18 protein-coding genes are annotated in these 23,879 nt (G+C 55.8%); 15 read left to right on the forward strand and 3 right to left on the reverse strand.

The features are described 5' to 3' along the window. The first annotated feature begins 151 nt into the window (after window positions 1-151). From KQI65_11765 to KQI65_11805, 9 genes are all read left to right on the forward strand, one after another. A complete protein-coding gene (locus tag KQI65_11765) occupies window positions 152-736 on the forward strand; it encodes a DUF192 domain-containing protein (protein MCB2205415.1) in 585 nt (194 codons plus the stop codon). A gap of 137 nt (window positions 737-873) precedes the next feature. Next, window positions 874-1,083: a heavy-metal-associated domain-containing protein gene (locus KQI65_11770; GenBank protein ID MCB2205416.1), complete on the forward strand. Its 210-nt coding sequence runs from the start codon at window positions 874-876 to the stop codon at window positions 1,081-1,083. Continuing rightward, window positions 1,080-1,775 carry a redoxin domain-containing protein gene (locus tag KQI65_11775; GenBank protein ID MCB2205417.1) on the forward strand — a complete coding sequence of 232 codons (696 nt, stop codon included), beginning with the start codon at window positions 1,080-1,082 and terminating at the stop codon, window positions 1,773-1,775. The genes KQI65_11770 and KQI65_11775 overlap by 4 nt, the downstream gene beginning before the upstream one ends. A gap of 16 nt (window positions 1,776-1,791) precedes the next feature. Continuing rightward, window positions 1,792-2,418 carry a rhomboid family intramembrane serine protease gene (locus KQI65_11780; protein MCB2205418.1) on the forward strand — a complete coding sequence of 209 codons (627 nt, stop codon included), beginning with the start codon at window positions 1,792-1,794 and terminating at the stop codon, window positions 2,416-2,418. Window positions 2,419-2,522: 104 nt separating this feature from the next. After that, window positions 2,523-3,086: an RNA polymerase sigma factor gene (locus tag KQI65_11785; protein MCB2205419.1), complete on the forward strand. Its 564-nt coding sequence runs from the start codon at window positions 2,523-2,525 to the stop codon at window positions 3,084-3,086. Between the two features lie 32 nt (window positions 3,087-3,118). Continuing rightward, entirely contained in the window at window positions 3,119-4,543 is a 1,425-nt protein-coding gene (locus KQI65_11790; protein MCB2205420.1) for a hypothetical protein, read from the forward strand. A 22-nt stretch (window positions 4,544-4,565) separates the two neighbouring features. Next, window positions 4,566-5,792: a serpin family protein gene (locus KQI65_11795; GenBank protein ID MCB2205421.1), complete on the forward strand. Its 1,227-nt coding sequence runs from the start codon at window positions 4,566-4,568 to the stop codon at window positions 5,790-5,792. Between the two features lie 246 nt (window positions 5,793-6,038). Further along, the gene (locus KQI65_11800) at window positions 6,039-6,539 is read left to right on the forward strand and encodes a DinB family protein (protein ID MCB2205422.1); all 501 of its coding nucleotides are present in this window, start codon (window positions 6,039-6,041) and stop codon (window positions 6,537-6,539) included. Window positions 6,540-6,599: 60 nt separating this feature from the next. Next, the gene (locus KQI65_11805) at window positions 6,600-7,403 is read left to right on the forward strand and encodes an alpha/beta hydrolase (protein MCB2205423.1); all 804 of its coding nucleotides are present in this window, start codon (window positions 6,600-6,602) and stop codon (window positions 7,401-7,403) included. Window positions 7,404-7,419: 16 nt separating this feature from the next. Here the strand turns inward: KQI65_11805 and KQI65_11810 are convergent, their stop codons facing one another. Then, window positions 7,420-9,099, reverse strand: coding sequence for a putative Ig domain-containing protein (locus KQI65_11810; GenBank protein MCB2205424.1), 1,680 nt, complete (start codon window positions 9,097-9,099; stop codon window positions 7,420-7,422). Between the two features lie 97 nt (window positions 9,100-9,196). Beyond that, window positions 9,197-11,557, reverse strand: coding sequence for a CRTAC1 family protein (locus KQI65_11815; protein MCB2205425.1), 2,361 nt, complete (start codon window positions 11,555-11,557; stop codon window positions 9,197-9,199). A gap of 206 nt (window positions 11,558-11,763) precedes the next feature. Between KQI65_11815 and KQI65_11820 the strand changes: the two genes are divergently transcribed. Continuing rightward, window positions 11,764-13,152, forward strand: a complete 1,389-nt coding sequence (locus KQI65_11820) for an MFS transporter (GenBank protein MCB2205426.1) — start codon at window positions 11,764-11,766, stop codon at window positions 13,150-13,152. 95 nt (window positions 13,153-13,247) lie between these two features. Here the strand turns inward: KQI65_11820 and KQI65_11825 are convergent, their stop codons facing one another. Next, window positions 13,248-14,684 carry a DNA photolyase family protein gene (locus tag KQI65_11825; protein ID MCB2205427.1) on the reverse strand — a complete coding sequence of 479 codons (1,437 nt, stop codon included), beginning with the start codon at window positions 14,682-14,684 and terminating at the stop codon, window positions 13,248-13,250. Window positions 14,685-15,006: 322 nt separating this feature from the next. Here KQI65_11825 and KQI65_11830 point away from each other — a divergent pair, with 322 nt between their 5' ends. The 5 genes from KQI65_11830 (at window position 15,007) to KQI65_11850 (ending at window position 23,866) form a co-directional block, all read left to right on the forward strand. After that, window positions 15,007-17,877: a TonB-dependent receptor gene (locus tag KQI65_11830; GenBank protein MCB2205428.1), complete on the forward strand. Its 2,871-nt coding sequence runs from the start codon at window positions 15,007-15,009 to the stop codon at window positions 17,875-17,877. 38 nt (window positions 17,878-17,915) lie between these two features. Next, complete coding sequence (locus tag KQI65_11835; protein ID MCB2205429.1) at window positions 17,916-20,810, forward strand: T9SS type A sorting domain-containing protein; 2,895 nt, start codon at window positions 17,916-17,918, stop codon at window positions 20,808-20,810. A 175-nt stretch (window positions 20,811-20,985) separates the two neighbouring features. Then, complete coding sequence (locus KQI65_11840) at window positions 20,986-21,753, forward strand: phosphate ABC transporter ATP-binding protein (GenBank protein MCB2205430.1); 768 nt, start codon at window positions 20,986-20,988, stop codon at window positions 21,751-21,753. Window positions 21,754-21,770: 17 nt separating this feature from the next. Then, entirely contained in the window at window positions 21,771-22,457 is a 687-nt protein-coding gene (phoU, locus tag KQI65_11845; protein MCB2205431.1) for a phosphate signaling complex protein PhoU, read from the forward strand. A gap of 320 nt (window positions 22,458-22,777) precedes the next feature. Continuing rightward, complete coding sequence (locus tag KQI65_11850; protein ID MCB2205432.1) at window positions 22,778-23,866, forward strand: hypothetical protein; 1,089 nt, start codon at window positions 22,778-22,780, stop codon at window positions 23,864-23,866. Window positions 23,867-23,879: the final 13 nt, after the last annotated feature.

Below are 23,879 nucleotides of genomic sequence, written 5' to 3' on the forward strand. Positions count from 1 at the left end.
ATGCAGGAGAAAAAATACGGCTCGCTGAAGACAAGCGCCAGTAAAGGAAGTCCGGGAATACAAACCGCCTGCCGGTTGTTATACCATGTAATGGGCAGGTGCGCCGAAAAATGCTACTTTATCTGCCAGGTATCATGAACACACAGAGACCATGAACACAAAAACGAACAAAAAGCCGGGGACGAAGAGGCGCTTCCCTTCGCCGCTCATCATTATCGGACTCACGGTAATCGCTCTGACCATCATCTTTCTCCTTATTTCAAACTATCTGATGGATCATCGGGACCCGGAGATCACCCGTGTGATCAAGCAGGAGCGGGAGCAGCCGGCACATGAGGCAATCCAGTTCCGTAACGACGCGATGCTGTATTTCACCGAAGCGGAGGGCGATACCCTCACCTCCATCGCCGTCGAAATCGCGGAAGACGAGAATACACGGACGCAGGGCTTAATGGGAAGGGAACATATGGGCGAACAGCAGGGCATGCTGTTCATTTTTCCGAATGAGGAATATCGGTCGTTCTGGATGGCGAATACGCCCCTGCCGCTGGACATTATCTTCGTCAACAGCGCAGGCAGCATCGTTACCATTCAGCGCAATACCATTCCATACTCGGAAGAATCCGTCCCATCCACGGCGCCGGCGACGTATGTCGTCGAAGTCAATGCCGGGTTCTGTGACAGACACGGCGTGAGGGAAGGAAATTTCGTACGATGGATTCGAGAGGAGATGTGATGAAGAAGATGAATCATACCATTCGGTTCTTGCTGCTGGTTGTCCCCGTGCTGCTGCTATTCACGGCATGCCAGCAGAATGCAGGGAACAGCAATGCGGAGGAGGAAGCTGCGGGAATGGCTGCCCCCGGTATCACCATGGTGCAGGTGTCGGCACCCGGTATGCACTGTGACGGATGCACGGCGACAGTGGAGGAGACGCTTGCGAAAATGCAGGGTGTGGATTCGGTGCATGCCGATCTCGAAAGCAAGGAGGTCACGGTGTACTGTGATACCACGCAGACCGCACGCGCTGCGCTTGTGGGAATGATCGACCGGCTTGGTTTCTCAGAGGCTCCAGGCAAATGAGCATGGATCTCAGGCGCAGTGTCGGACTCCGCGTTGGTGTGGCAGCGGCGGCCCTATTGCTGCTGCTCAGTGTAGTGCTCTTCGTGGATGGCGAATCCGCCGGAAGCGTGGAAGAACCCCTGGTCTGCAAGGATGATGCGGAGTCCCGGCTCTCCCCGGTATTCGGATCGCGTATGAGCGACGTCGCTCTCGTCGACATGGACCAGCGTCCCGTCATGCTGCACGATCTTGCAGGCAGACGTCTGACCACAGTGATATACTGCTCATACCGTTGTCCCTGCTCCGATGGTTATATCGACAGGTTGCGAGACTTGCGCACTGCGTTTGAACAGCGTGGCGTGTCTTTTATCGCAGTCAACGCCAACGCGGATGAAAATGTCGACGGCATGCAGGATTATATCGAACGGAAAGACTACCCTCTTCCCGTGTACAGGGACGACATGTCCGCCGCTGCGGATATGATGCATGCGACCGTCACCCCGGAAGTCTTCGTCTTTGATCCCGCCTGGCAGCTGCAGTATCATGGACGCATCGATGATGATAAGAGCGGGTTTTTCGTGGAAGAAGAGTCCCTTCGCCTCGCGCTCGATTCCCTGCTTGCGGGGGGGACACTCAGGCACAAGGAGAAAATGAGCCTCGGCTGCGCCATCGTGCGCGACCGCCCGCTGGAAGCCGCACTTCCAAAACACTGATCGTCATGGATTTTTGATGCAGCAACTCCAGTTTATGCTATCGCACGCTCCGGCGTCTCTCGTCATTCTTGTTGTGACGACGGTTGTCAGTCTCATCGCATTTCGCAGCAGAACGCTGACGGAAAAATACCTGCTTTTTCCATGGAAGGTGTACCATGGGAAGGAGTATTTTCGGGTGATCAGTTACGGCTTCCTGCATGCGGATTACATGCATCTCGCGTTCAACCTGATCGCACTCTACTCCGTCGCGATGTATATCGAGGCAGTCACGGGAACGGGCCGCTTCCTCGCGATCTACTTTCTCTCCATGCTCGGAGCAGCATTGCCACCGGTGTGGGTGAAGCGGAATACCATGGATTACAAGGCCCTCGGGGCGTCCGGCGCTGTTTCGGGACTGTTTTTCGCGGGAATGCTGTATTTCCCGACGGCCAAAGTCATGCTGCTGTTTCTGCCGATACCGCTTCCCTGGCCTGTTTTCGCCGTTCTTTTCATCGCAGGAAGTGTCATTGGAGCGAAGCGGAACTGGGGAAATATCGGTCACGATGTGCATCTCTACGGTGCGGCGACCGGTTTTTTCACGACAATATTGCTTGATCCGGGCTCGTTGGGGGTGTTTTTCCGGGGAATCGGGCTTTCGCCCTGAATTGCTGCATTCCAGCGTGTATCTTTATGTAACCCACTTCGTAAAACGGTGTCTATTCACTGGTAACCGCCAGAAACAGGCGATCAATTACAGCGCATCAACGGATGCCTGAAAATTATAGCAGACATACCGACGAACAGCTCTTCGAGGCGTTCAAACAGAGCGGCAAGGAGAAGGACGCGGCTTTCAGAGAGCTGTTCTCGAGGTACGAGCGAAAAGTCTACATGTTCAGCCTGCGGTTGTGCGGAAACCCGGATGATGCAAACGACATTTTCCAGGAAACGTTCACGCGCTTTTACAAGCAGACGCTCAAAGAAAATGAACGTGTCAGCAACATCCTTGCCTATCTCCTGACCAGTGCGCGCAATGTGTTCCTGAACACACGCCGCAATAAGGTGTACTGGTCGCCGTTCGAGGATGAACAGATCGCTGATCGCGTTCCGATGTACGAACGAAAAGAACTGTTATCCATGATCAGCTCCGCGCTGGAATTGCTTGACGACACCTACAGGGAAGCGTTCATCCTGCGCTTTTACCAGGGGCTGTCATACAAGGAGATCGCGGAAATTACGGGGGACTCTGTTTCCTCGCTCAAGGTGCGCGTCATGCGGGCCAAAGACCAGGTGCGCAGCATTCTGCAGCCATACATTGCTGATCTTTCACGATAGAAATTTCTAAAGTCCAGGCATAGACCATTACAATGCAGTCCACGGAATTACTTCACCGCTTTTTTGACGAAGGACTCGACGACGCCCTCGAAGACGTGCTGTTCGAACGCATGGCCGTTGACGCGGAGCTTCGTCAGGAATTCCTGCAGCATCAGAAGCTGCACCATATGATACAGGAGGATGTGGCCGGTATTACAACACCGTCGCATGTGTCTCAGCAGTTGTTCATCAATCTCGGCCTCACTCCTCCTGCTAATACTTCAACGCAGCCGGCAGGCATCGGCAAACGCATGGGTGCCGCTGCGGCGCTCGTCGGCAACGCCCTCATCAAGGGACGCCGCTATGTATTCACCGCAGCAATATCCGCACTCGCAACTGCCGTCCTGGTCCTCAGCATTTCTCCTGATCAGGATGTCCCCGTCCAGCAGGCGAAAGTGACCGATACGCCGGCCGCGACTACCATTTCACCACAGGTGACGCCTCAACACACAGAGACAGAGGATGGAGTGTCCGCCACCCCGGGCACCGCTGTTCCATCCTCCCTGTCTTCCTCCGCGGCGGCCGGCGGTCACCGGTCCGATCTCCTGCAGTCACGCAGCAGCAATACGCGTTCCTCCGCGGGACGCGGCATCTCCACCGCAGGAGTTTCCGCTGCTGATGCACTGCGTGGCGATGGAAGCGCGGTGCCCGTTACTCTGGCAGCGCTGCCAGATCCCGCATCGCTCGTGACCCGCCGGGATGCAGAAATTTCGGGTGCCGGGATCCCGCTTCGTGGCAACCTGAGTGGTGCAGGGATGGACGATGAGGCTGCGCTGCAGGCGCTCGTCGCACGTACGACACCGCAGGAACTGCCCAGCACGGAAGGCGACAGGCCCTGGCATTTCTTCCAGCCAGGTCCCCGCACGAACATCCTCAGCAACATGGTGTTCGAACTGCGCAAGGTGTACGGACAGTCGTATCCGACCGTGGACCTGCCGCATAACTCACACAACCTCTTCGAGAACATGGCCATCAGTGCCGTGTACAAGGTCACCGATCACCACGCCTTCGGGTTCGAGTATGGACGCGAAGCCTTCGGCAGGGAATACGTGACGCTCGGTGCACCGACAGCACCGAAGCTCGACGGCTCCATGCAGGAAATCTATACGCCGCCATCGCCGGCCATGGCCGAGCAGGTGCGGGAGAACCGTATGGTGGATGTCATCGGCGCGGTCTGGAAACTCTCCATGCCGGAATACGGGATGTTCCGTTTCGTCTATCCGTACATGCGAACCTTCGTGGGCGCTTCGCTGCTCGGACCGGTGAGCAAGGTGCGGGTCGGACTCGAAATGTTTCCTTCCAATTACTCCATGCTCAATGTTGGACTCGAAGGCGGTCTGCTGCGCTACTCCGTCGATGAATCCGTGTACTACACCAGCAAGTTGAATTTCACCGTAGGCGTCGCCATCGGTTTCTGACCGATGGGAGAAAGGAAATCCCATGCATCGCATCCTCCTCGCTGCCCTGGGTGTTGTCGTCCTGCTCTCCGCATGCTCGGATGAAACGTCAGGACCCGCCGAGCCGACCCCGATGCGGTCGCTCAGCGCCAGGGAAGCTTCGATTAACAAGTCCAACAGCGCATTCGCTTTCCGTATTTTCAATACGGTCGCGCAGTCTCAATCCGATAAAAATATTTTCCTCTCCCCACTCAGCATCAGTATGGCGCTGGGCATGACCATGAATGGGGCACGAGGCGATACGTGGGAAGGTATGCGCACCGCGCTGAGCCTGGAGCAACTCTCCCCGTATGATATCAACACTGCATGGCAGGGACTGCGCGACGTTCTGCTGCATGCGGATCCGGCCGTGCAGTTGACCATCGCAAATTCAATCTGGTGCAGGAACGGATTTCAGGTCGAGCAATCTTTCGTCGATACGAACCGCTATTATTTCGATGCCGAAGTGCAGAGCCTGGATTTCAATGCTCCCACGGCTGCCGGCATCATTAACGACTGGGTAAGCACAAATACCGCAGGACGTATCCCCACCATCATTGATGGACCGATCTCTCCGCTCACCATGATGTACCTGATCAATGCAGTGTACTTCAAGGGCAACTGGTCGACACGCTTCGATCCGGAGCGTACGCACGATGCGCAGTTTCATGCGGCTGGCGGCGCCACGCAGACCGTGCGCATGATGCAGCGCGAATCAACCATGCGCTATGTGCATAACGGCAGCGTACAGATCGTTGATCTTCCTTACGGGTGGGATCGTTTCAGCATGGCCATTTTGCTTCCAACAGGAGAAGGGTCGCTCGCCGATGTGCGCGAAGCGCTGGCGGAAGAGGGAAACTGGACGGCGTGGATCAATGCCCTGCAGGACAGGGAGATCATGCTGCAGCTGCCGCGTTTCCGCATGGAATATGAGATCCCCCTCAAGGACGCGCTTACAACGCTTGGCATGGAGCAAGCGTTCAGTCCCTACAGTGCCGATTTTACAGGGATCAATCCTGAGGGTGAGCTTTACATCAGCAGCGTCAAACATAAAACTTTTGTTGAAGTAAATGAGGAAGGCACCGAAGCCGCCGCGGTGACTTCCGTTGAAGTGGGCGCTACCTCAGTACCTCCAGCACTGATCGTTGATCGCCCGTTCGTATTCGTTATCCATGAGCGCAATACAGGCGCAGTGCTGTTTATTGGACAGGTCAACAAGATACAGAGCTGACCGCTGTCCAGAGGCAACCACAAGACCGGTGGTCGCGCACAACGCGGCTGCCGGTTTTCATATTATGCACATTCTGCATAATCGGCGGGCTGGGAATATGCAGTTTCTGCATAATGCAGGAGCGAATAATATGCAGTTTCTGCATAATCTGCAGGAAGTTCGCAACTTGAACGCCGCCGGTGATTACTCGTATTTTGTTGATTGCGCATCGCAAACGCGCAGGTGTCACATTCTTGAGGAAATACCATGTATCATACCCTTGAAGAGTTCCTGCAGGACTGGAGGGAAGAGAGAGCAAAAACAGAACGTATTCTTGGAGCACTCACCACCAGCAGCCTGGAGGTGCGCGTGTACCCCGAGGGTCGTACGCTCGGCTTTCTCGCCTGGCATATCGTGACCAGTCTCAGCCAGATGATGGCACATGTGGGATTGCAGCCGACTGGTGTTGACCAGGAGGATCCGCAACCCACGGCAGCCTCAGACATACTCGCGGGATACCAGCAGCTCTGTGACTCGTTCGACCATCAATTGCGTACATCGTGGACGGACGCTTCGCTGCAGGAGGAATGCGAGATGTTCGGGCAGATGTGGAAAATAGTGTTTGCGCTGCAGGTACTTCTGCGGCATGAAATTCACCACCGTGCGCAGTGTACGGCCTACATGCGCCATGCAGGACTGACTGTCCCGGGCATCTACGGTCCCGCACGTGAGGAATGGAGTGCCATGGGAAGGGAGGAACAGCCCTGACGTGGACAGAATCTTGAACGCAGGCAGGAGGGGCAGATAATGGATACGGATGCAACACGTATGATGGCACGTCGCATGCATATCGGTGTTGCGGATGCCGGACTGCATGTGAAAATGTATGCACATGTGAATGAAGACACGCAAGCCCAGCGTCCGACACTGATCTTTTTACATGAGGCGCTGGGCAGCGTTGAGCAGTGGAAAAGTTTCCCGTACGAATTGTGTCAGGCGACAGGCTGCGACGGAGTGGTATACGATCGAAAGGGACACGGTAAATCCTCACCGATGACGGAACCGCGCCGGCTCGACTTCTACCAGCTGGAGTCGGAGATCTATCTGCAGGGATTGCTTGACGCACTCAACATTCGGCGTCCGCTGCTGGTCGGGCACAGCGATGGCGCCACCATCGCACTCATGTATGCTTCCCTGTTTCCCGAGCGCTGTGACGCTGTCATTTCGGAAGCTGCCCACGTGCTCATTGAAGACATCACTCTTGACGGTATCCGTGAAGCAAAAAAACTTTATGGCGAAACTGATCTGCGCGGGAAACTGCAGCGGTACCACGGGAACAATACCGACGACGTGTTTTCCGCCTGGGCCGACACCTGGCTCGCACCGGGACTGGCGGAGTGGGATATGCTCGATGACCTGCAGTCGATACGCTGTCCGGTCATGGTCGTCCAGGGGGAGGATGATCACTACGGAAGCCGGCGACAGGTCGATGCAATCGAAGCCCATGTCGCCGGCTCGTCAGAAGTTCTATGGTTGTCGCAATGCGGGCATGTCCCGCATCTACAGGCGCGTCCCAGGGTACTCGACGCCATGCACACATTCATCGATCGTGTCATCGCTGAATCGCGCTGACGAACCCTCGCTGTGCCTACCGCGCGACGATGATGCTGCGCTGCAGCATTTGCGTGCCGTCAGTCAGCTGCAGCGCATACATGCCGCTGCGCAGGGATTGTGTTGCAATCGTCAATCGCGCAGTTGTGCCGGCATTCGCCTGGAGTTCACCACGATATACGCTGCGACCCAGCGCATCGAACAGTTCCACGCTGATGGCGGCGGAGGTACGGGCTGCCACGGCAAGCTGCAATTCCTGTGATGCCGGCTGCGGATAACTGGAGACAAGACGGAAGTTCGGTGCCGCGGAAATCCCGGTCGCATCAAGCGAGGCATCCACTTCAATTTCAAACGAACGCTGCGTTCTGCCCGCAGCGTTTTCTGCTTCGAACAGGACGGTATGGTTACCGACCTGCTGCTGTGTGGGCGTCCACGAAATGCGTCCTGTCTGGGGATCAATGCTCATGCCATCGGGTCCCGCGTTCAGCGCAAAAACCGGATCGGGATACGCATCGACTATCGGATCCATGGTAAACGGATCATCATACGGAATGACCTGTGCTTCGATCGGAGCGATCACCGGAGAGGTGTGTACCTCGAGCGTGTATGTCTGCTCGTCAGTTCCCGCGGAATTTGTCGCGACGACGGTGACCGTATGCGGTCCGGCATGGAGCCGGGTCGGGGTCCAGAATATGGCACCGCGTCCACCGTCGATAAGCATGCCCTCAGGCGATTCACTCAGGGAGTATGTTGGTGCCGGTGTTCCTGTGGATGTAAGCTGATATGTATACTGTTTGCCGGCGACGGCCACGGTGACAGGTGAGGATGTGATTTCCGGTACCCCTCCGGATGCCTGCACGGTAATTTCGAACGACTGCGAATCGCTGCCGGCGGCGTTTTCCGCGATGACGGTGACAGGGTGTTTGCCTTCCTGACCGGCAGACGGTGTCCATGAAACCTTCCCACTCGTGGCATCAATCGTCATACCGGCGGGAGCAGTTTCCAGACGGTAGCTGGGGGCGGGATCTCCGAAGGCGTTGACCGTGTAACTGTAGGCAACACCGATGCGGGCCGTCGTCGGGGGAATGGTGAGAATGGTCGGTGCATTTCCCGAAAAACAGCGGAATGGCTGACCTGAACTCGCGTGGACCATACAGGTGAGCGTATCCGTCGAGGCTGTATAACGGAAGAAGTAATACTGTCCCTGCGGAAAATACTTGTTGGCCACCGGATTGTTTATGGTAAAGCAGAGTGCAAGCGTTGCATCCGGGTTGGACTGCAGCCAGCTCTCCGCACCGCCATCTTTTGATCCCTGCAGCGCATCATCCGAATCCACCCAGGGCTCGGTCAGTTTCGTGCTCCCGATGCTCACGGGGAAGTATTGCGTTACCGTGTCGACGGGCAGACGCACTGCCTGAGTACCGATGATGGCCACCTTGACGCCGATGAAGAACGATGCAGAATCGAGCGTCGGGGAATAAAAACGGTACAGCCACCCGGTGGCCTTTCCATTCGAAAGATCGAGTTCCAGCGAAACGCCCTGGTAGCTGAATCCGAAGAAGAGGGTGTTCGTCAGCACGGCGTCCGCGGCGAAGTCGCTCTGGGCTCTGCTGTGGACCGTGGGCAGAATTTCCTTGACGGTGACCTTCTCCAGAATCTGTGCCTGAACACACAGCGGGAGGAGCAGGAGCGCAAAAATTGGAAGCAGTCGTTTCATGATGTTCTGCAGGTGATAAGTGATTGAAACAGCAGCGGCAGCATATGCCGCCGCTGCAAGCTACAAGCTTTTTATGAAAAATCCTGTCGCGCCTGGCCTACCGCAGGTGCTGGAGCTTCAGGCTCTGTACGCTGCCTTCCGCCTCTACCACGAGGAAGTATGTTCCGCTCGCGAGCCCTGCGGTGATTGGCAGGGTTTGCAGACCGGGCTGCAGCATGCCGGCATCGAAGGTCATGACGCATTGTCCGAGTGCGTTATGAAGTGCAATGCGGGGATTGTCAAGCGGCCTGTCGCGCTGCAGTACGAACGAAAGACTGCCGCTGCGCAGTGCGGCTGCATCGATGCGCCAGCTGCCCGGATTTGCTGCGGCTTCGATGCCTGCAGTGATTTCGCCGGTGTACGGAATGGCGTAGCGTGTGTCGAGCTTCAGCGTGGTCAGACTGCGGTGTACCCCGTTGGGATAATGCACGACGACGCTGTCAATACCGACGGCATTGCCGAGCCCGAATTGCAGTTCGAGGCTGCTGGTGGCTGCACGTGATCCGGCAGAGGATGTCGAGAGTGTGCGGGTGAATGATCGTCCGTCGGCGTAAACGACCACCCGTGTTCCGAAGGCGTCCATGGGGACATTGTCTTCCGGACTCCCCGAGAGGCGGAGCGCAAGCCAGTGACCAAGGCGAGGCAGATCATTCCTGAAAAGTTTGACTCCTTCACGCGGACTCGCCACGAGAAGATCCACATCACCGTCGCGATCAAAATCGAGGCGCGATACCGTCCATGCGCCGTGGATCTTCGCACCGAAATGCCATGTGCGATCCAGCAGGTCATATCCGGGTGGCCCCTGGTTCATGTACAGCCGGGAGTAACGGCCGGGTTCGCCGTTTTCGCCTTCTTTCTGATATGCGTACTGGGACTGCCAGAGATCGAGATATCCGTCGCAGTCGAGGTCCGCCCATGCCACACCGGCATTCATCTCCCGGAACTTCAATCCCATTTCGTGATGCACTTCGACAAAGGAGTTGCCCTGCTCATTGTGGAAGATGAGAGACGGGTTTGATACCGAGCCGCGCCAGTCGGGATGGCCGAGGTTGCCGACCACGAGATCCATCCAGCCGTCATTATCGAAATCGCCCCAGTCGCTTCCCATACCGTGCCCGAAATACTGTGGTGACGCGGTGGGGTTCCCGCGCGCTCCCGTGGCGGCACCGACTTCCGTAAACGTACCGTCACCGTTGTTGCGGTAGAGCAGGTCAGGTTCGAGACGATAGGTGGAAACGAAAATGTCGGTCAGTCCGTCGTTGTTGTAGTCGCAGGCGCTTGCTCCCCAGCAATCCATGTACGGAGCGGGTTCCGCGGCGGCAATGCCGCTCTGCGCGGTGACGTCGGTGAAGCTGCCGTCACCGTTGTTTCTCCAGAGCTTGTCCTGGTAATAGACCTCCTGGTTATTGACGGTCCGCCGTCCGTTCGCAATGAACAGATCAGCGAGGCCGTCATTGTTGTAATCGAACCAGATCGGTGTGACGGTGGGAGCGGGATTGCTGATGCCAGCGGTCGCGGTGACGTCTTCGAAACCTCCTGCACCATCGGAACGGAAGAGGCGGTCGTTGTCGCCGCCGGAAACGATGTATACGTCCTGCCACCCGTCATTGTTGAAATCCGCCCAGACCGAATAGCCGTTGGGCAGTCCCAGATTCGCGGAGACGTTCGTAAAGCCGGAACCGGTATTCTGGAAATAGTTGGAGCCGATGGCGATATCGTCGCGTCCGTCATTGTTCCAGTCCGCCACCGCGGCCATCGCGGCGTTGATGCGCGCGCCATCTTTCTGCAGGCCCGACTCAATCGCGACATCGACCATCGTCGCCGCGGGGGGGTCGGCGGAGCCGTTGCCTTCGGGGAAGTCATATTCCACCAGCGCACGCACCATGTAATCATTGCTGGCAAGCAGGTATGCACCGGGTCCCCCGAGGCTGTTCGTTTGCGTGGGATCCATGAGGAAGGAGGTATAAGGCGTGAGCTGCTTGTCGGTATCGACCGCCCACCAGGGACCCGCAGGCGCCTGCAGCCAGTGTTGCACGACGATGCGGTCGTAGCCGTCGCTCCGCAGTTCCGTACCGCGAAGATCGATGGTGATCCAGCCTTCAGACTGATAGTCCACAACCACGGGATCGATGAGTGTATTGTAATCCCACACCCAGTGTGTCGGCGGTATGGCTCCTTCCGCCGCATCCCCGACAATGAACACCGTGTCCTTCGCCGCGCCATTCCCCATGTAATAAATCTGAAGTTCCAGCACCCGGCAGGGCCCGTCAAAGGAGAGTATGACCGATTCGTTCATGAAAGAGGGCGCATTGAAATACGCACCGGCCGGTGTGCCGTTGTCGCGCTGAATGAGCACGGTTTGCGCGGTTGCAGGCAGCGAAATGAGACACAGGCTGAGCAGAAGGAGCAGTGTTTTCATGGGAATCCTGTATGTGGATGGTCACAGTACGCGTGATGAATAATACAAAGGGGGAGAGGAAGATTCAATGTGATTGGCCCCGGGGAGACCTGGACGAACCGTATTTCCAGTCTTCAGAGAATGATATTCCTTGATCCGAAAAAAAGTGCTATGTTTGTATGTTGTACCGCCTGAAACCAGGTATCGCTAGCACCAAGGAATTGAATATGGCTGCAAACCCTCCTGATTCTCCCACCGGCACGAAATCCTTTCCCGTCACATTCTGGACAGCGAACCTCACCGAGCTTTTCGAGCGTGGTGCGTATTACGCGATGGCCAGTTTTGTCGTCCTGTATCTCGGACAGCTTGGACTCGGTGAATACTGGCCGAGTACGCTGAACGGCATTCTCTGGACACTGGTTTATTTTCTGCCGATTCTTTCCGGAACCATCGCAGACCAGGTGGGTTTCAAACGATCCCTTCTGGCTGCCTTCATACTGCTCGCCATCGGGTACTTCCTCATGGGATATCCCGTCTGGTTCGGCGGGGAAATCCTGCACGACCTCGTCGGCACGGAAGTCACCGCGGGCGCAGGGGTGATCGTACCGGTTATCATCGGTATTATCATCATCGGGATGGGCGGCTCAGTCATCAAGCCCTGCATTTCCGGTACGGTACAGAAGACTGCAGGTGCGAAGGCGACGCTCGCCTTCGGCATTTTCTACATGGTGATCAATATCGGATCGCTTGTGGGACGCGGAATCAGCTACGTCGTGCGTACGCATTATGATCTGAGTTTCATTTTCGCAGTTGCCGTCGGCTGTTCGGTGGTTGCGTTTTTCGTCGTGCTGTTCATGTACAGGGATTCGCAGGAAGATGTTGATGCGCGCCGCAGCCGCAAGGGCCAACGCAGCATCGGCCGCATCCTCCTGGATATGATTCTGGTTCTCAAGAACGTGCGCTTTGCGATGTTCCTGCTTGTGTCCAGCGGTTTCTTCTTCATCTATTCCCAGGTCTACAACGTCATCCCGCTGTATCTGAAGAAAGTGGTGGAAACCGATCCTGCCGTTGACATCTATACCATGGCCAATCCTTTCACCATCGTGTTCTTCCAGCTGCTGATCACGAAGACGTTCGGGAAGATGAAGCCGATCAATTCGATCATCGTCGGCATCATCATCATCGGGATTTCCATGCTCATCAACATCGTCCCGATATACACTGCGGGTGGTGTCACCGCCACGGTGTGGGATCTTCTGCCGATGGGAGCCCTGTTTGCAACACTGACCGTGGCGCTGATCGCATTTGGCGAACTCTTTACATCGGCGCGAACCTACGAGTATATCGGGGCTCTTGCGCCGAAGGGACAGGAAGGACTGTTTCTCGGATATGCGAATCTGCCGATGGCGATTGGATCGCTTATCGGTGGTCCCGCCGGCGCTGCCATTTTCAACGAGATCATGTGCAAGAACGCCGTCCCGCTCGACAACGGACTGCTGCAGCTCGACCCGACGTGGAATTCCATCGGCTGGGTGGTGCTCATGGGCATCGGCCTCGTATCCGCCCTCAGCATGTATCTCTACAACCAGTGGCTGAAGCGTGTGAAAGCCGCCTGACCTTTTCCCGGCGCGTGAATTTTTCCATGAGGTCCTATAAATGAACGAGGCAGTTCCACCCGGAACTGCCTTGTTCTGTCTATACCGATTTGTGCCTACAGATTCTTGAACAGGGCGATTGCCTTGTCTTTCTGCTCTGCATGATCGACGATGGGGTGGGGATAGTTTTCACCCAGAACACAGCCCGCTTCCTGCTGTGCAAACAGGTCGGCGTCATGCGGCCAGTGAATGTGCCCTCCGGTGAATCCTGCCAATTCCGGCAGATGCTCCCGAATGTAACTCCCGTCGGGATCGTACTTTTTGGACTGCAGGACGGGATTGAATATGCGGAAATAGGGAGCTCCGTCAGCGCCCGTGGAAGCGGACCACTGCCAACCCCCGTTATTGGCGGCCAGGTCGTAATCGAGGAGTCCTTCCGCGAAATACGCTTCCCCGCGACGCCAGTCCACCAGCAGATCCTTGGTGAGGAACATCGCCACAACCATGCGCAGCCGATTGTGCATCCAGCCCGTGGCATTGAAATGCCGCATGGCCGCATCGACGATGGGGTAACCCGTGCGTCCCTCGCACCATGCGGTGAACTCTTTGTCTCCTCCGGGCCAGCGTATGCTGTTGTACTCTGCTTTGAAACTGTGATTGACCACATGCGGGAAACGGTCGAGCAGCATCTGGTAGAATTCCCGCCAGATCAGCTCGTGCAGCCAGGTCTGTGCGCCTTCTTCATCCGATTCCCGTGCGTGGCGAACGCATTCCCGAATCGAAATCGTACCGAAACGCAGATGTGCCGAGAGGCCCGAAGTGCCCTTCCGCGCCGGGTAATCCCGGTCCTCCGCATACCATTGCAGGGAGGGCAGGAATTCCTCAAGCCTCTGCTGCGCAGCATCCTCACCGGCTTCGAGCCAGGTGTCGGATCGGGTGAAACCAAGATCCTTGAGCGACCATGTGTCACTGTGTCGCTTCAGCGATGCACGGGTGGCCAGCGACTTGTCGCGTATGTACTCTTCCGCCACCGGACTATGTCCGAGACGCTCTTCTTCTTCGAGTCGTTCGAGCCAGGCCCGCCGGTACGGGGTGAATACCTTGTAGGGATCACCACTTTTTGTCAGGATCTCGTCGCGGTGATACACCACATGATCCTTGAACGCGTGGAACGCACGGCCATCCTGCACCAGTGCTTCGGCTATGGCGTCGTCGCGTACACGCGCGTAAGGCTCGTAATCATCATTGACGAATACCGCGTCGGCGTCGCAGTCCGCTGCCAGCTTCGGGATGCGGATCATCGGGTCGCCGTGCAGAACGACAAGATCCGATCCACGTCCACGCAGTGCATTCTGCAGTTTCGCGAGTGCATCGTGGATGAAGCTCAGCCTCCGGTCGCCGCGGTTCGCGATGTCGTCGAGAATATTGCTGTCGAAAATGAAGACGGGGATGACGCGGCGTGATCTGCGGGTGGCTTCCGCCAGTCCGCGGTTATCGGTCAGGCGGAGATCGCGCCGGAACACAAAAAGTACGGTGTCGAAAGATGACTGCATGGCGAGCGTGCTTTTGTGATTGATACAGGGATACCCGGAAGGAGCCGGGATGCTGGAGGTGCGTATGTAGTGCGGATGAAGCCGTCAGATGGAAAAGTGAAAAGACTTTTTCTTGAAAACAAACCCCTCTGCCGTTTCTGCTTCACTATGCGGATTCCGGTACGGACCATCCCGTCCTCTTAACATTCGCTTAACCTACGGACAATGATCGTTTAACAGGGGGGAAACATAATCTTAATGCGCGCATTGCAGATTTGAATGATAGGAATTGATTCTCAAAACCAGACGAAATCACACAAATCATTCACTGTTTCTCAGGACAATGCGAACCACACTTTCTCTTACCACCCTCCTCACCCTCCTTATCCTTTTCGCAACGAGTGTTTCTGCACAGAACACCGGTAAGGTACGGGGAACGTTGGTTGACGCAGCAAACGGCGAAGGACTGATCGGTGCCAATATCATTATTGAGGGCATGTCGCTCGGTGCCGCCGCTGATATCTATGGGAATTTTACCATTGAACCGGTACCTCCCGGAACATATACCATTCACGCTTCGATGATCGGATACGCGAAAAAAACCGTGACCGGCGTTGTTGTGAAGGCGGGAGAAACGACGAAACTGGAGATGACGCTTGCCCCCGAGGCCTTCGAAATGCAGGAGGTCGTTGTCGAGGCAAAGCTTCTGACCAATAACGAGGCGGGTCTGCTCAAGGATCGCCAGAAAGCTGCATCCATCAGTGATGCCATCAGCGCGGAAGATATTTCCCGCTCAGGATCCGGTGATGCCGCCGCGGCCATGAACAAGGTCACCGGTGCCTCCACGGTGGATGGCAAGTACATTTATATTCGCGGACTCGGTGAGCGCTACACTTCCACGCAGCTTAACGGCGCGGAAGTTCCGAGCGCTGATCCCAACCGCCGTGCGGTGCAGCTCGATCTGTTTCCCGCGAGTTTTCTTGAAAATCTCGTTACCACGAAAACCTTTACGCCTGACAAGCCCGGCAACTATACCGGCGGCAGCGTGAATATTTCAACGAAGTCCTTCCCCGACAAACTGACGCTGTCGCTGTCTTCCTCGACGTCCTGGAATTCCCAGACGACGGGAAGCGGCAGTTTCCTCACCTACGCTGGTGGCGCAACAGACTGGCTGGGCTTTGATGACGGTACGCGTGCAATTCCCGATGCGCTCCAGGATCCCAACGTCGAGATCCCCGATCTGAGCTTCGCCTTTACCGATGAAGAGAAGGCGATGCAGCTCGACAGCTACTCGAAATCCTTTAACAGCACCATGGCACCGACACGGACCACCGCACCGGTCAACCAGAGCTACGCGCTGTCCTTCGGAAACCAGTACGATGTCCTCGGACAGGCGTTCGGCTTCCTGGGAAGTCTGACGTATAGCCGTCAGTACTCGCAGTACACGAACGGTGAAGTGGGGCGTTATCAGTTGACGGGGCATGTCGACGACGTAGACGAACTGACGAACGATTACATGTTCACTGACCAGAAAGGTAACGACGAGGTGCTCTGGGGCGGACTGCTGAACATGTCATACAAGCTCGGTCAGGCCCACGAGATGGGTTTCAACGTAATATACAATCGCAGCGCTGACAATACCGCGCGGTACCTGTCCGGCAGCTTTCCCCGCGATCTGACGGGCAACGCGACCTATGAAACACGCAACCTGCACTACGTCGAGCGCGAACTGCAGACGTATCAGCTTCGTGGGAAGCACCATTTCGACGCACTGGGCGGACTGAATGTCGAGTGGATCGGCTCGATGTCCAGCAACGCGCAGGACGAACCTGACGTGCGCTACTTCACGGACAACTACACCATTCGCGAACGCAACGGCGTTACCGATACCATTTATACGATTCGTCCTTCTATCTATCCCATTCCGTCCCGCTACTATCGCAACCTGGTCGAGGACAACAATTCTTTCAACATCGACATGGACATGCCCTTCCAGCAGTGGAACGGCCTGGCCGCGAAAGTCAAGTTCGGCGGTGCCTACCTCAACAAGGAACGCACCTTCACTGAGCGCCGCTTCGACTTCGGACAGGATGCCATCAGGTATGACGGCGACGCGGCGGACTTTTTTAACCCTGCAAACGTCGGAATCCTGCCTGATCAGAGCACGGAGCAGTTTTTCCGCTTTGGGAATTATGTGATCGACGCGACCTCGCTGTCGAACAATTACGGTGGTACGCAGGATATTTACGCGGGATATATGATGATTGATCTTCCGATCTTCAACGATTTCCGCCTGATTGGAGGTGCGCGCTATGAGACGACGAAAATGGATGTCGCCAGTATGGACACCTCGCTGACGCGGGGTCAGCTCGACAACCAGGATCTGCTGCCATCGGTCAATCTGCTTTACAACGTCTCCGAGCGGATGAACCTGCGCGCGGCATACGGAAAGACGCTTGCGCGTCCGACGTTCCGCGAACTCGCCCCCTACGCATCCTTTAACTTTGTCAACGACTTCACCTTCATCGGAAACGCCGACCTCGAGCGCACATTGATCGACAACTACGATCTGCGCTGGGAGTGGTTTGTGCGTCCCGGTGAAATTCTTGCCGTGAGCGGGTTTTACAAATCCTTCTCGAATCCCATCGAGCGCGTTATCAAGAATGTGAACGGTGAAATCGAGTATCAGAACGTCTCCGAGGCACGTGTCTACGGAATCGAATTCGAATTCCGCAAGCGTCTCGACGAGATCGCAGACTTCCTGAATTACTTCTATATCGGAACGAACTTTACCTGGACGAAGTCCGTGGTAGACATTTCCCAGGACGAACTGGATGTTATCCGTGCCGTCAATCCCTATGCTGACGGCACGCGTGAACTCCAGGGCCAGTCTCCCTATCTCTTCAATGTAAACCTCGCCTATCAGAACTACGATCAGGGCACCAGTGTGAGCCTGTTCTACAACGTGTTCGGCGAACGCCTCTCCGCAGTCGCGCTGGGTGGGACGCCGAACGTCTATGAACAACCGCGCGCCATGCTCGATTTTATCGCTTCGCAGCGCCTGTTCTGGGGTTTCACCGCCAAGTTCTCCGCCAAGAATCTCCTTGACGAAGCAGTGCGGCACGTGCATCACTTTGAAGGGACAGACTATGTCTATTCGAGCTTCAATACGGGCAGAAATTTCTCATTCGGAATAAGCTATACGTTTGAATAGAACGAATTACCTGTATCACTAATCAGTTGGAGCAATTCATGCTGAAGCAATTGTTGACCATGTTTATCCTCACGCTGATGGCCTCCGGCGCGTTCGCGCAGAATGTCGTGAACGTGACCGACGCTGACATCAACGGTGATGTGACCTGGACAGCGAACAATACCTATGTTCTTGACGGCTTCGTGTTCGTCGAAGATGGGGAAACACTCACCATCGAACCCGGTACCATCATCAAGGGGAAACCCGGACAGGCGGAAAACGCCAGTGCGCTGATCGTCGCCCAGGGCGGAAAGATCTTCGCGAATGGCACGCCCGGAAATCCGATCGTTTTCACCGCCGAGGCGGATAATTTGAACGGAAACCTTCCGCTGGATACACGGGGACTGTGGGGCGGTGTCATCCTTCTCGGAAAGGCGACCATCAACACCGCCACCGGCGTGGGGCAGATCGAGGGTATTCCTTCGACCGAACCCCGCGGCGCTTATGGCGGCAATGACGATGAGGACAATTCCGGTGTCATGCGTTACGTGTCCATCCGCTACGGCGGTACCGACATCGGCGAAGGTAACGAAATCAATGGCCTGACCATGGCAGCCGTAGGCAGTGGCACCCGCATCGAGTACATCGAAGTGTTCAACAACAAGGACGATGGATACGAGTGGTTCGGCGGTACGGTCAACTGCAAGTACCTGGTCTCCGCCTTTAACGGCGACGATGCCTTCGACTATGACGAAGGTTTCCGTGGCTATGGTCAGTTCTGGTTTGCCGTGCAGGCCTCTGACATCGGTAACCGCGGCGCGGAGCAGGACGGCGGTACCACGCCGGAAGACGGTATGCCCTACGCCATGCCGCAGCTCTACAACGTGACCTACATTGGCAGTGGCATGAACAGCATCAATGTCGATAACGATCTCGCCATGATTTTCCGCGACAATGCGGGTGGCAAGTACTTCAACAGCATTTTTACCGATTTCGCCGCAGGCGGTATTGAAGTGGAAGACCTCGCCTCGGGTGAAGATTCCCGTGCCCGTCTCGAAGCCGGTGACCTCGTGCTCGGAAACAACCTTTGGTGGAACTTCGGCAACGGCAGCGCCATCACTGACATCGCGTCGCAGGATTTCGTGCAGACCATGCTGACTTCGAATAACAACACGATCGAAGACCCGATGCTGAACGGTATCAGCCGGACCACGGATCAGGGCCTCGATCCTCGTCCGGGCAGCGGGAGTCCAGCACTGAATGGGGCGATTGCTCCTCCTGACGATATCTTCTTTACCAAGGTGACCTATCGTGGTGCATTCGGTCCCTACGACCTGTGGATTGATGGTTGGACCGCCACCTCCCAGCTCGGCATTGTGACTGTGCCGCAGTCCGAAATCGTCCAGGTGACGGATGCCGATATTTCCGGCGATGTGACGTGGACGTCGAATAACACATACATCCTCAACGGTTTCGTGTTTGTCGAGGACGGCGAATCCCTCACCATTCAGCCCGGTACGGTGATCAAGGCTCGTCCGGGACAGGCAGAGAATGCGAGTGCGCTTATCGTTGCGCAGGGCGGAAAAATCTATGCGAACGGCACGGCTGACAACCCCATCATTTTCACCGCAGAAGCCGATGACGTCAGCAGCAACAACGATCTCCCGCTCGATACGCGCGGCCTGTGGGGCGGTGTCATCCTCCTCGGTAAGTCTACCATCAACACGGCAACCGGTGTGGGACAGATTGAAGGCATCCCCTCGACCGAACCTCGCGGTGCGTATGGTGGTGACAATGATGCCGACAACTCCGGCGTCATGCGCTACGTATCCATCCGCTACGGCGGTACCAACATCGGTGAGGGCAACGAAATCAACGGTCTTACCATGGCTGCTGTCGGAAGTGGTACGACCATTGAGTATATCGAAGTCGTGAACAATGCGGATGACGGGTACGAGTGGTTCGGCGGTACGGTCAACACAAAGCATCTTATCTCCGCGTTCAACGGTGACGATGCGTTTGACTACGACGAAGGTTTCCGTGGAAAGGGTCAGTTCTGGTTCGCCGTGCAGGCCGAGGATGTCGGTAATCGTGGTGCAGAGCAGGACGGTGGTACCACCCCTGAGGACGGCATGCCGTATGCCATGCCCACGATTTACAATGCCACGTACATCGGCAGCGGCATGAACAGCATCAATCTCGACAACGACCTTGCGATGATTTTCCGCGACAATGCCGGTGGCAAGTACATGAACAGCATCTTCACCGAGTTCGCCGATATGGCGATTGAAGTCGAAGACCTCGCCTCCGGTGAGGATTCCCGTGCCCGCCTCGAGGCCGGTGAACTGCTGCTGAGCAATAACATCTGGTGGAATTTCGGTGCCGGCAGCAGCTTCGATGACATTGTCTCGCAGGACTTCGTTCGCACCCATCTTTCCTCCAATAACAATCAGATGGTGGATCCGAAGCTGGGCAGCATCAGTCGTACGAACAACGCCATGCTCGATCCCCGTCCGGCAGCCGACAGCCCTGCCATGTTGAGTTCCGAACTGCCGCCGAACGACGGGTTCTTCAGTTCGGTTTCCTACATCGGTGCTTTCGACGCCACGACGAACTGGATGAAGGGCTGGAGCTACCTGGATGCAGTCAACGTGCTGGATGTGCGTGAGCGTTTCGACACACGCGTACCCGCCGCCATGGAGCTGTCGCAGAATTATCCCAACCCGTTCAACCCTTCCACCAATTTCCGCTTCTCGCTGCCGCAGGCCGGTCATGTGCGCCTCGCAGTGTACAATGTTTACGGACAGCTAGTTGATGTCCTCGTCGACGACATCCGCGAAGCCGGAAATTATACGCTGACCTGGAAGGCTGACAACCTCGCAAGCGGTACCTACATCTACATGATGCAGTCCGGCGGCCAGGTTGCAAGCCGCACCATGACGCTGGTGAAATAATATTCAGCATTCCTCGATGCTGATGAGCACAGGAAGTCCCTCTGTCTTCGGGCAGAGGGGCTTCCTGTTTTATATACGCGTCAAGTGCTGCCGGATTTCCGGCCACATCAGGTGCTCATGAAATCCTAACATAAACCAAACAGTTGAATCCATAGATTTCAGGACGCATGAACGCATGGATACAATGAAAAATCCGAAGATCAGCATACGGGACCTGAGTTTATTTTACGGCCGAAAGCAGGCGTTGCGGGACATCACCATCGACATTCCGGAGAACGAGGTGACTGCGCTTATCGGGCCCTCCGGATGTGGCAAATCGACATTCCTCCGCACTCTGAACAGGATGAATGATTTGATAAACGGCGTCCGCATCACCGGATCGGTACATATCGACGGGGAGGATGTCTATGCCCGCGGGGTGGACGTTGTGAGGTTGCGCCGGCGAATCGGGATGATATTTCAGAAATCGAATCCATTTCCCAAGTCCATTTACGAAAACGTTGCGTACGGACCACGGATCAATGGTATCGCAAGCCGGCAGGATATTGAAGGCATCGTGGAGCGCAGTCTCCGTCAGGCAGCGCTGTGGGATGAGGTCAAGGATCGGCTGAAGCATTCCGCGCTTGATCTTTCGGGTGGTCAGCAGCAACGCCTCTGCATTGCGCGTTCGCTCGCCGTCAATCCCGGGACCCTGCTCATGGACGAGCCGGCCAGCGCACTTGATCCGATTGCGACGGCCAAAATCGAAGAATTGATATTTGAACTCAAATCACAGTACACGATATTAATCGTCACCCACAACCTCCAGCAGGCCGCCCGCGTGAGCGACCACACGGCCTTCTTCTACCTGGGAGAACTCGTGGAGTTCGGCAAGACGCAGCGGTTGTTTACCAATCCGGAAGAGCGCCGAACGGAGGACTACGTCACAGGAAAATTCGGATGACCACGGCAGAGAAAGTCATGAATGAACATATACTGAAACGCTTCGACGAAGAGTTGGATAAACTGTCGAAACGGATACGAAAAATGTCAGTACTCGTCGAGCAGCAGGTGAAGGACGCTGTCCGTGCTCTGCAAAACTGCGACACGGAACTTGCCGCACAGGTCATCGATGGTGATGACAAAGTGGATCTGTATGACACCAAGATCGAAAAACACTGCATGCGCCTCCTCGCTTTGCAGCAGCCGGTGGCAGTGGACCTGCGAACAGTGCTCTCGGCGCTTTCGGTCAACCGGAACCTTGAACGCATGGGGGATGCCGCGGTGAACATCGCGGAGCGCATCGACGCGCTGTCTCTGCATGCCGAACTTGTTGCACAGACAAAGGTACTGGAGATGGGGCACGTGGCCGCCGAGATGCTGCGGGACAGCATTGATGCATTCGCCGAGCTCGACGTGGCGAAGGCGCATAGCGTCGCTGTGCGAGACAATGTCATCGATGCGTTTGATCTTCAGAACTTCGACGTGCTTATTGGACTAATGAAAGAGTCGCCCGATAATGTTGAAGCGGCAAGCCATCTTCTTCTCGTCTCCCGCAATCTTGAGCGCATCGCGGACGAAGCGACGAATATCTCGGAAGAGGCCGTTTTTGTATCGGACGCAAAAATTGTCAAGCACAAGGGTTTCGGTAAAACCGACGGTGCCTGACTTCGCGTGTGACTGACAGAGAGCAGGGCAGCGCAAGGGAGGATACCACTGCAATCTGTCAACGGGAGTAAATCGAGCCGGGAAGCTTCCGGGGGGCTGGAATCAGATGGACAGGTGGGGAAACCTGATAATGCACATCTTGTACTCGAACTCAGAATAGTGCCAATCGGTGCTGTTTTGAGGGATTCACATACCTCAAACATCCATACACAATCAAAACAGCAGGCTAACAGTATCGTAACAAACAGCCGGTAGATTGCATTATCTGCGTGATACTGCTCATATCACGCACAATGAAATAACCATCGAGGAATCTGAAAATGAAAACTGTGCGTACTGCCGCGCTGCTCTCACTGTTTGTTGTACTGTTTGTTTCTGGTGTCAACGCCCAGGATTCTGGCAAGGAGAAGCAGGACAATGCCGCCGCAGGGGCCGTAGGTCCCGTCAAATTAAGCGGTCTGATGTTTGGAGACTTTTTCTATTACATGGACGCTATGGATGAGGCGGACAAGGATATGAACGGTGTGCAGTTTCGCCGTATTTATATAACGACCGACTATGCGATCAACTCCACGTTCTCGACGCGCTTCCGTCTCGAAGCAGATCAGTCCGCGAAGGCTTCAAATGGAAAAATCAGCGTTTTTGTCAAGGACGCGTTTTTGAAATGGAAGGGCGTTTTTGCGGGTTCCGATCTCGTTGTTGGTATGTCGCCGACCCCTGCTTTCAGTGTTTCGGAAGATGCCTGGGGGTATCGCGCACTGGAGAAAACGATCATGGACCTGAACAAGGTCGTCTCCTCACGCGATCTTGGTATTGACCTCAAGGGCAAATTGGATGGAAGCGGCATGGTCCGCTACTGGTTGAAATTTGGTAACAATTCCGGTAACACGCCTGAGACCGACAAGTACAAACGGTATTACGGCATGGTGCAGGTCAAACCCACCGATGAGTTCCAGTTCACGCTCTACGCTGACTATGCCTCCAGTCCTCAGGTGTCTGATTCCATCTCCAATACGATGAAAGACAATGGCGCGCTCGTAACAGCGGGTTTTGTCAACTACAAAGTAAAGGACAGTTTCTCCGTCGGTGTCGAAGGCTTCTACAAGAGTCATGCGAATAATTATTACGCCGCCTCCGGTGAGGAGCTGACTGCACAGGCAGGGTTCGGCGTTTCAGCCTTTGCATGGGTGGCGCTGAGCGAAGACTTCCGTCTCGTAGGCCGCTACGATACGTATGACCCGAACGCCGACGCTGACCGTGGCGACGATGTGCGTTCGCTTCTGCTGGCCGCGCTTGACTACCGGGCTGCCTCGAACGTGAGTTTCATGCCGGGCGTCGAGGTTCTCAGCCGCGAAGGTATGGAGAACAGCGATGTTATTCCGCGTGTGACCTTCCTCTGGAAATTCTGATCACGATCCTATG

Source organism: bacterium, from assembly GCA_020444325.1.
Classification (GTDB): domain Bacteria; phylum Bacteroidota; class Ignavibacteria; order SZUA-365; family SZUA-365; genus BM516.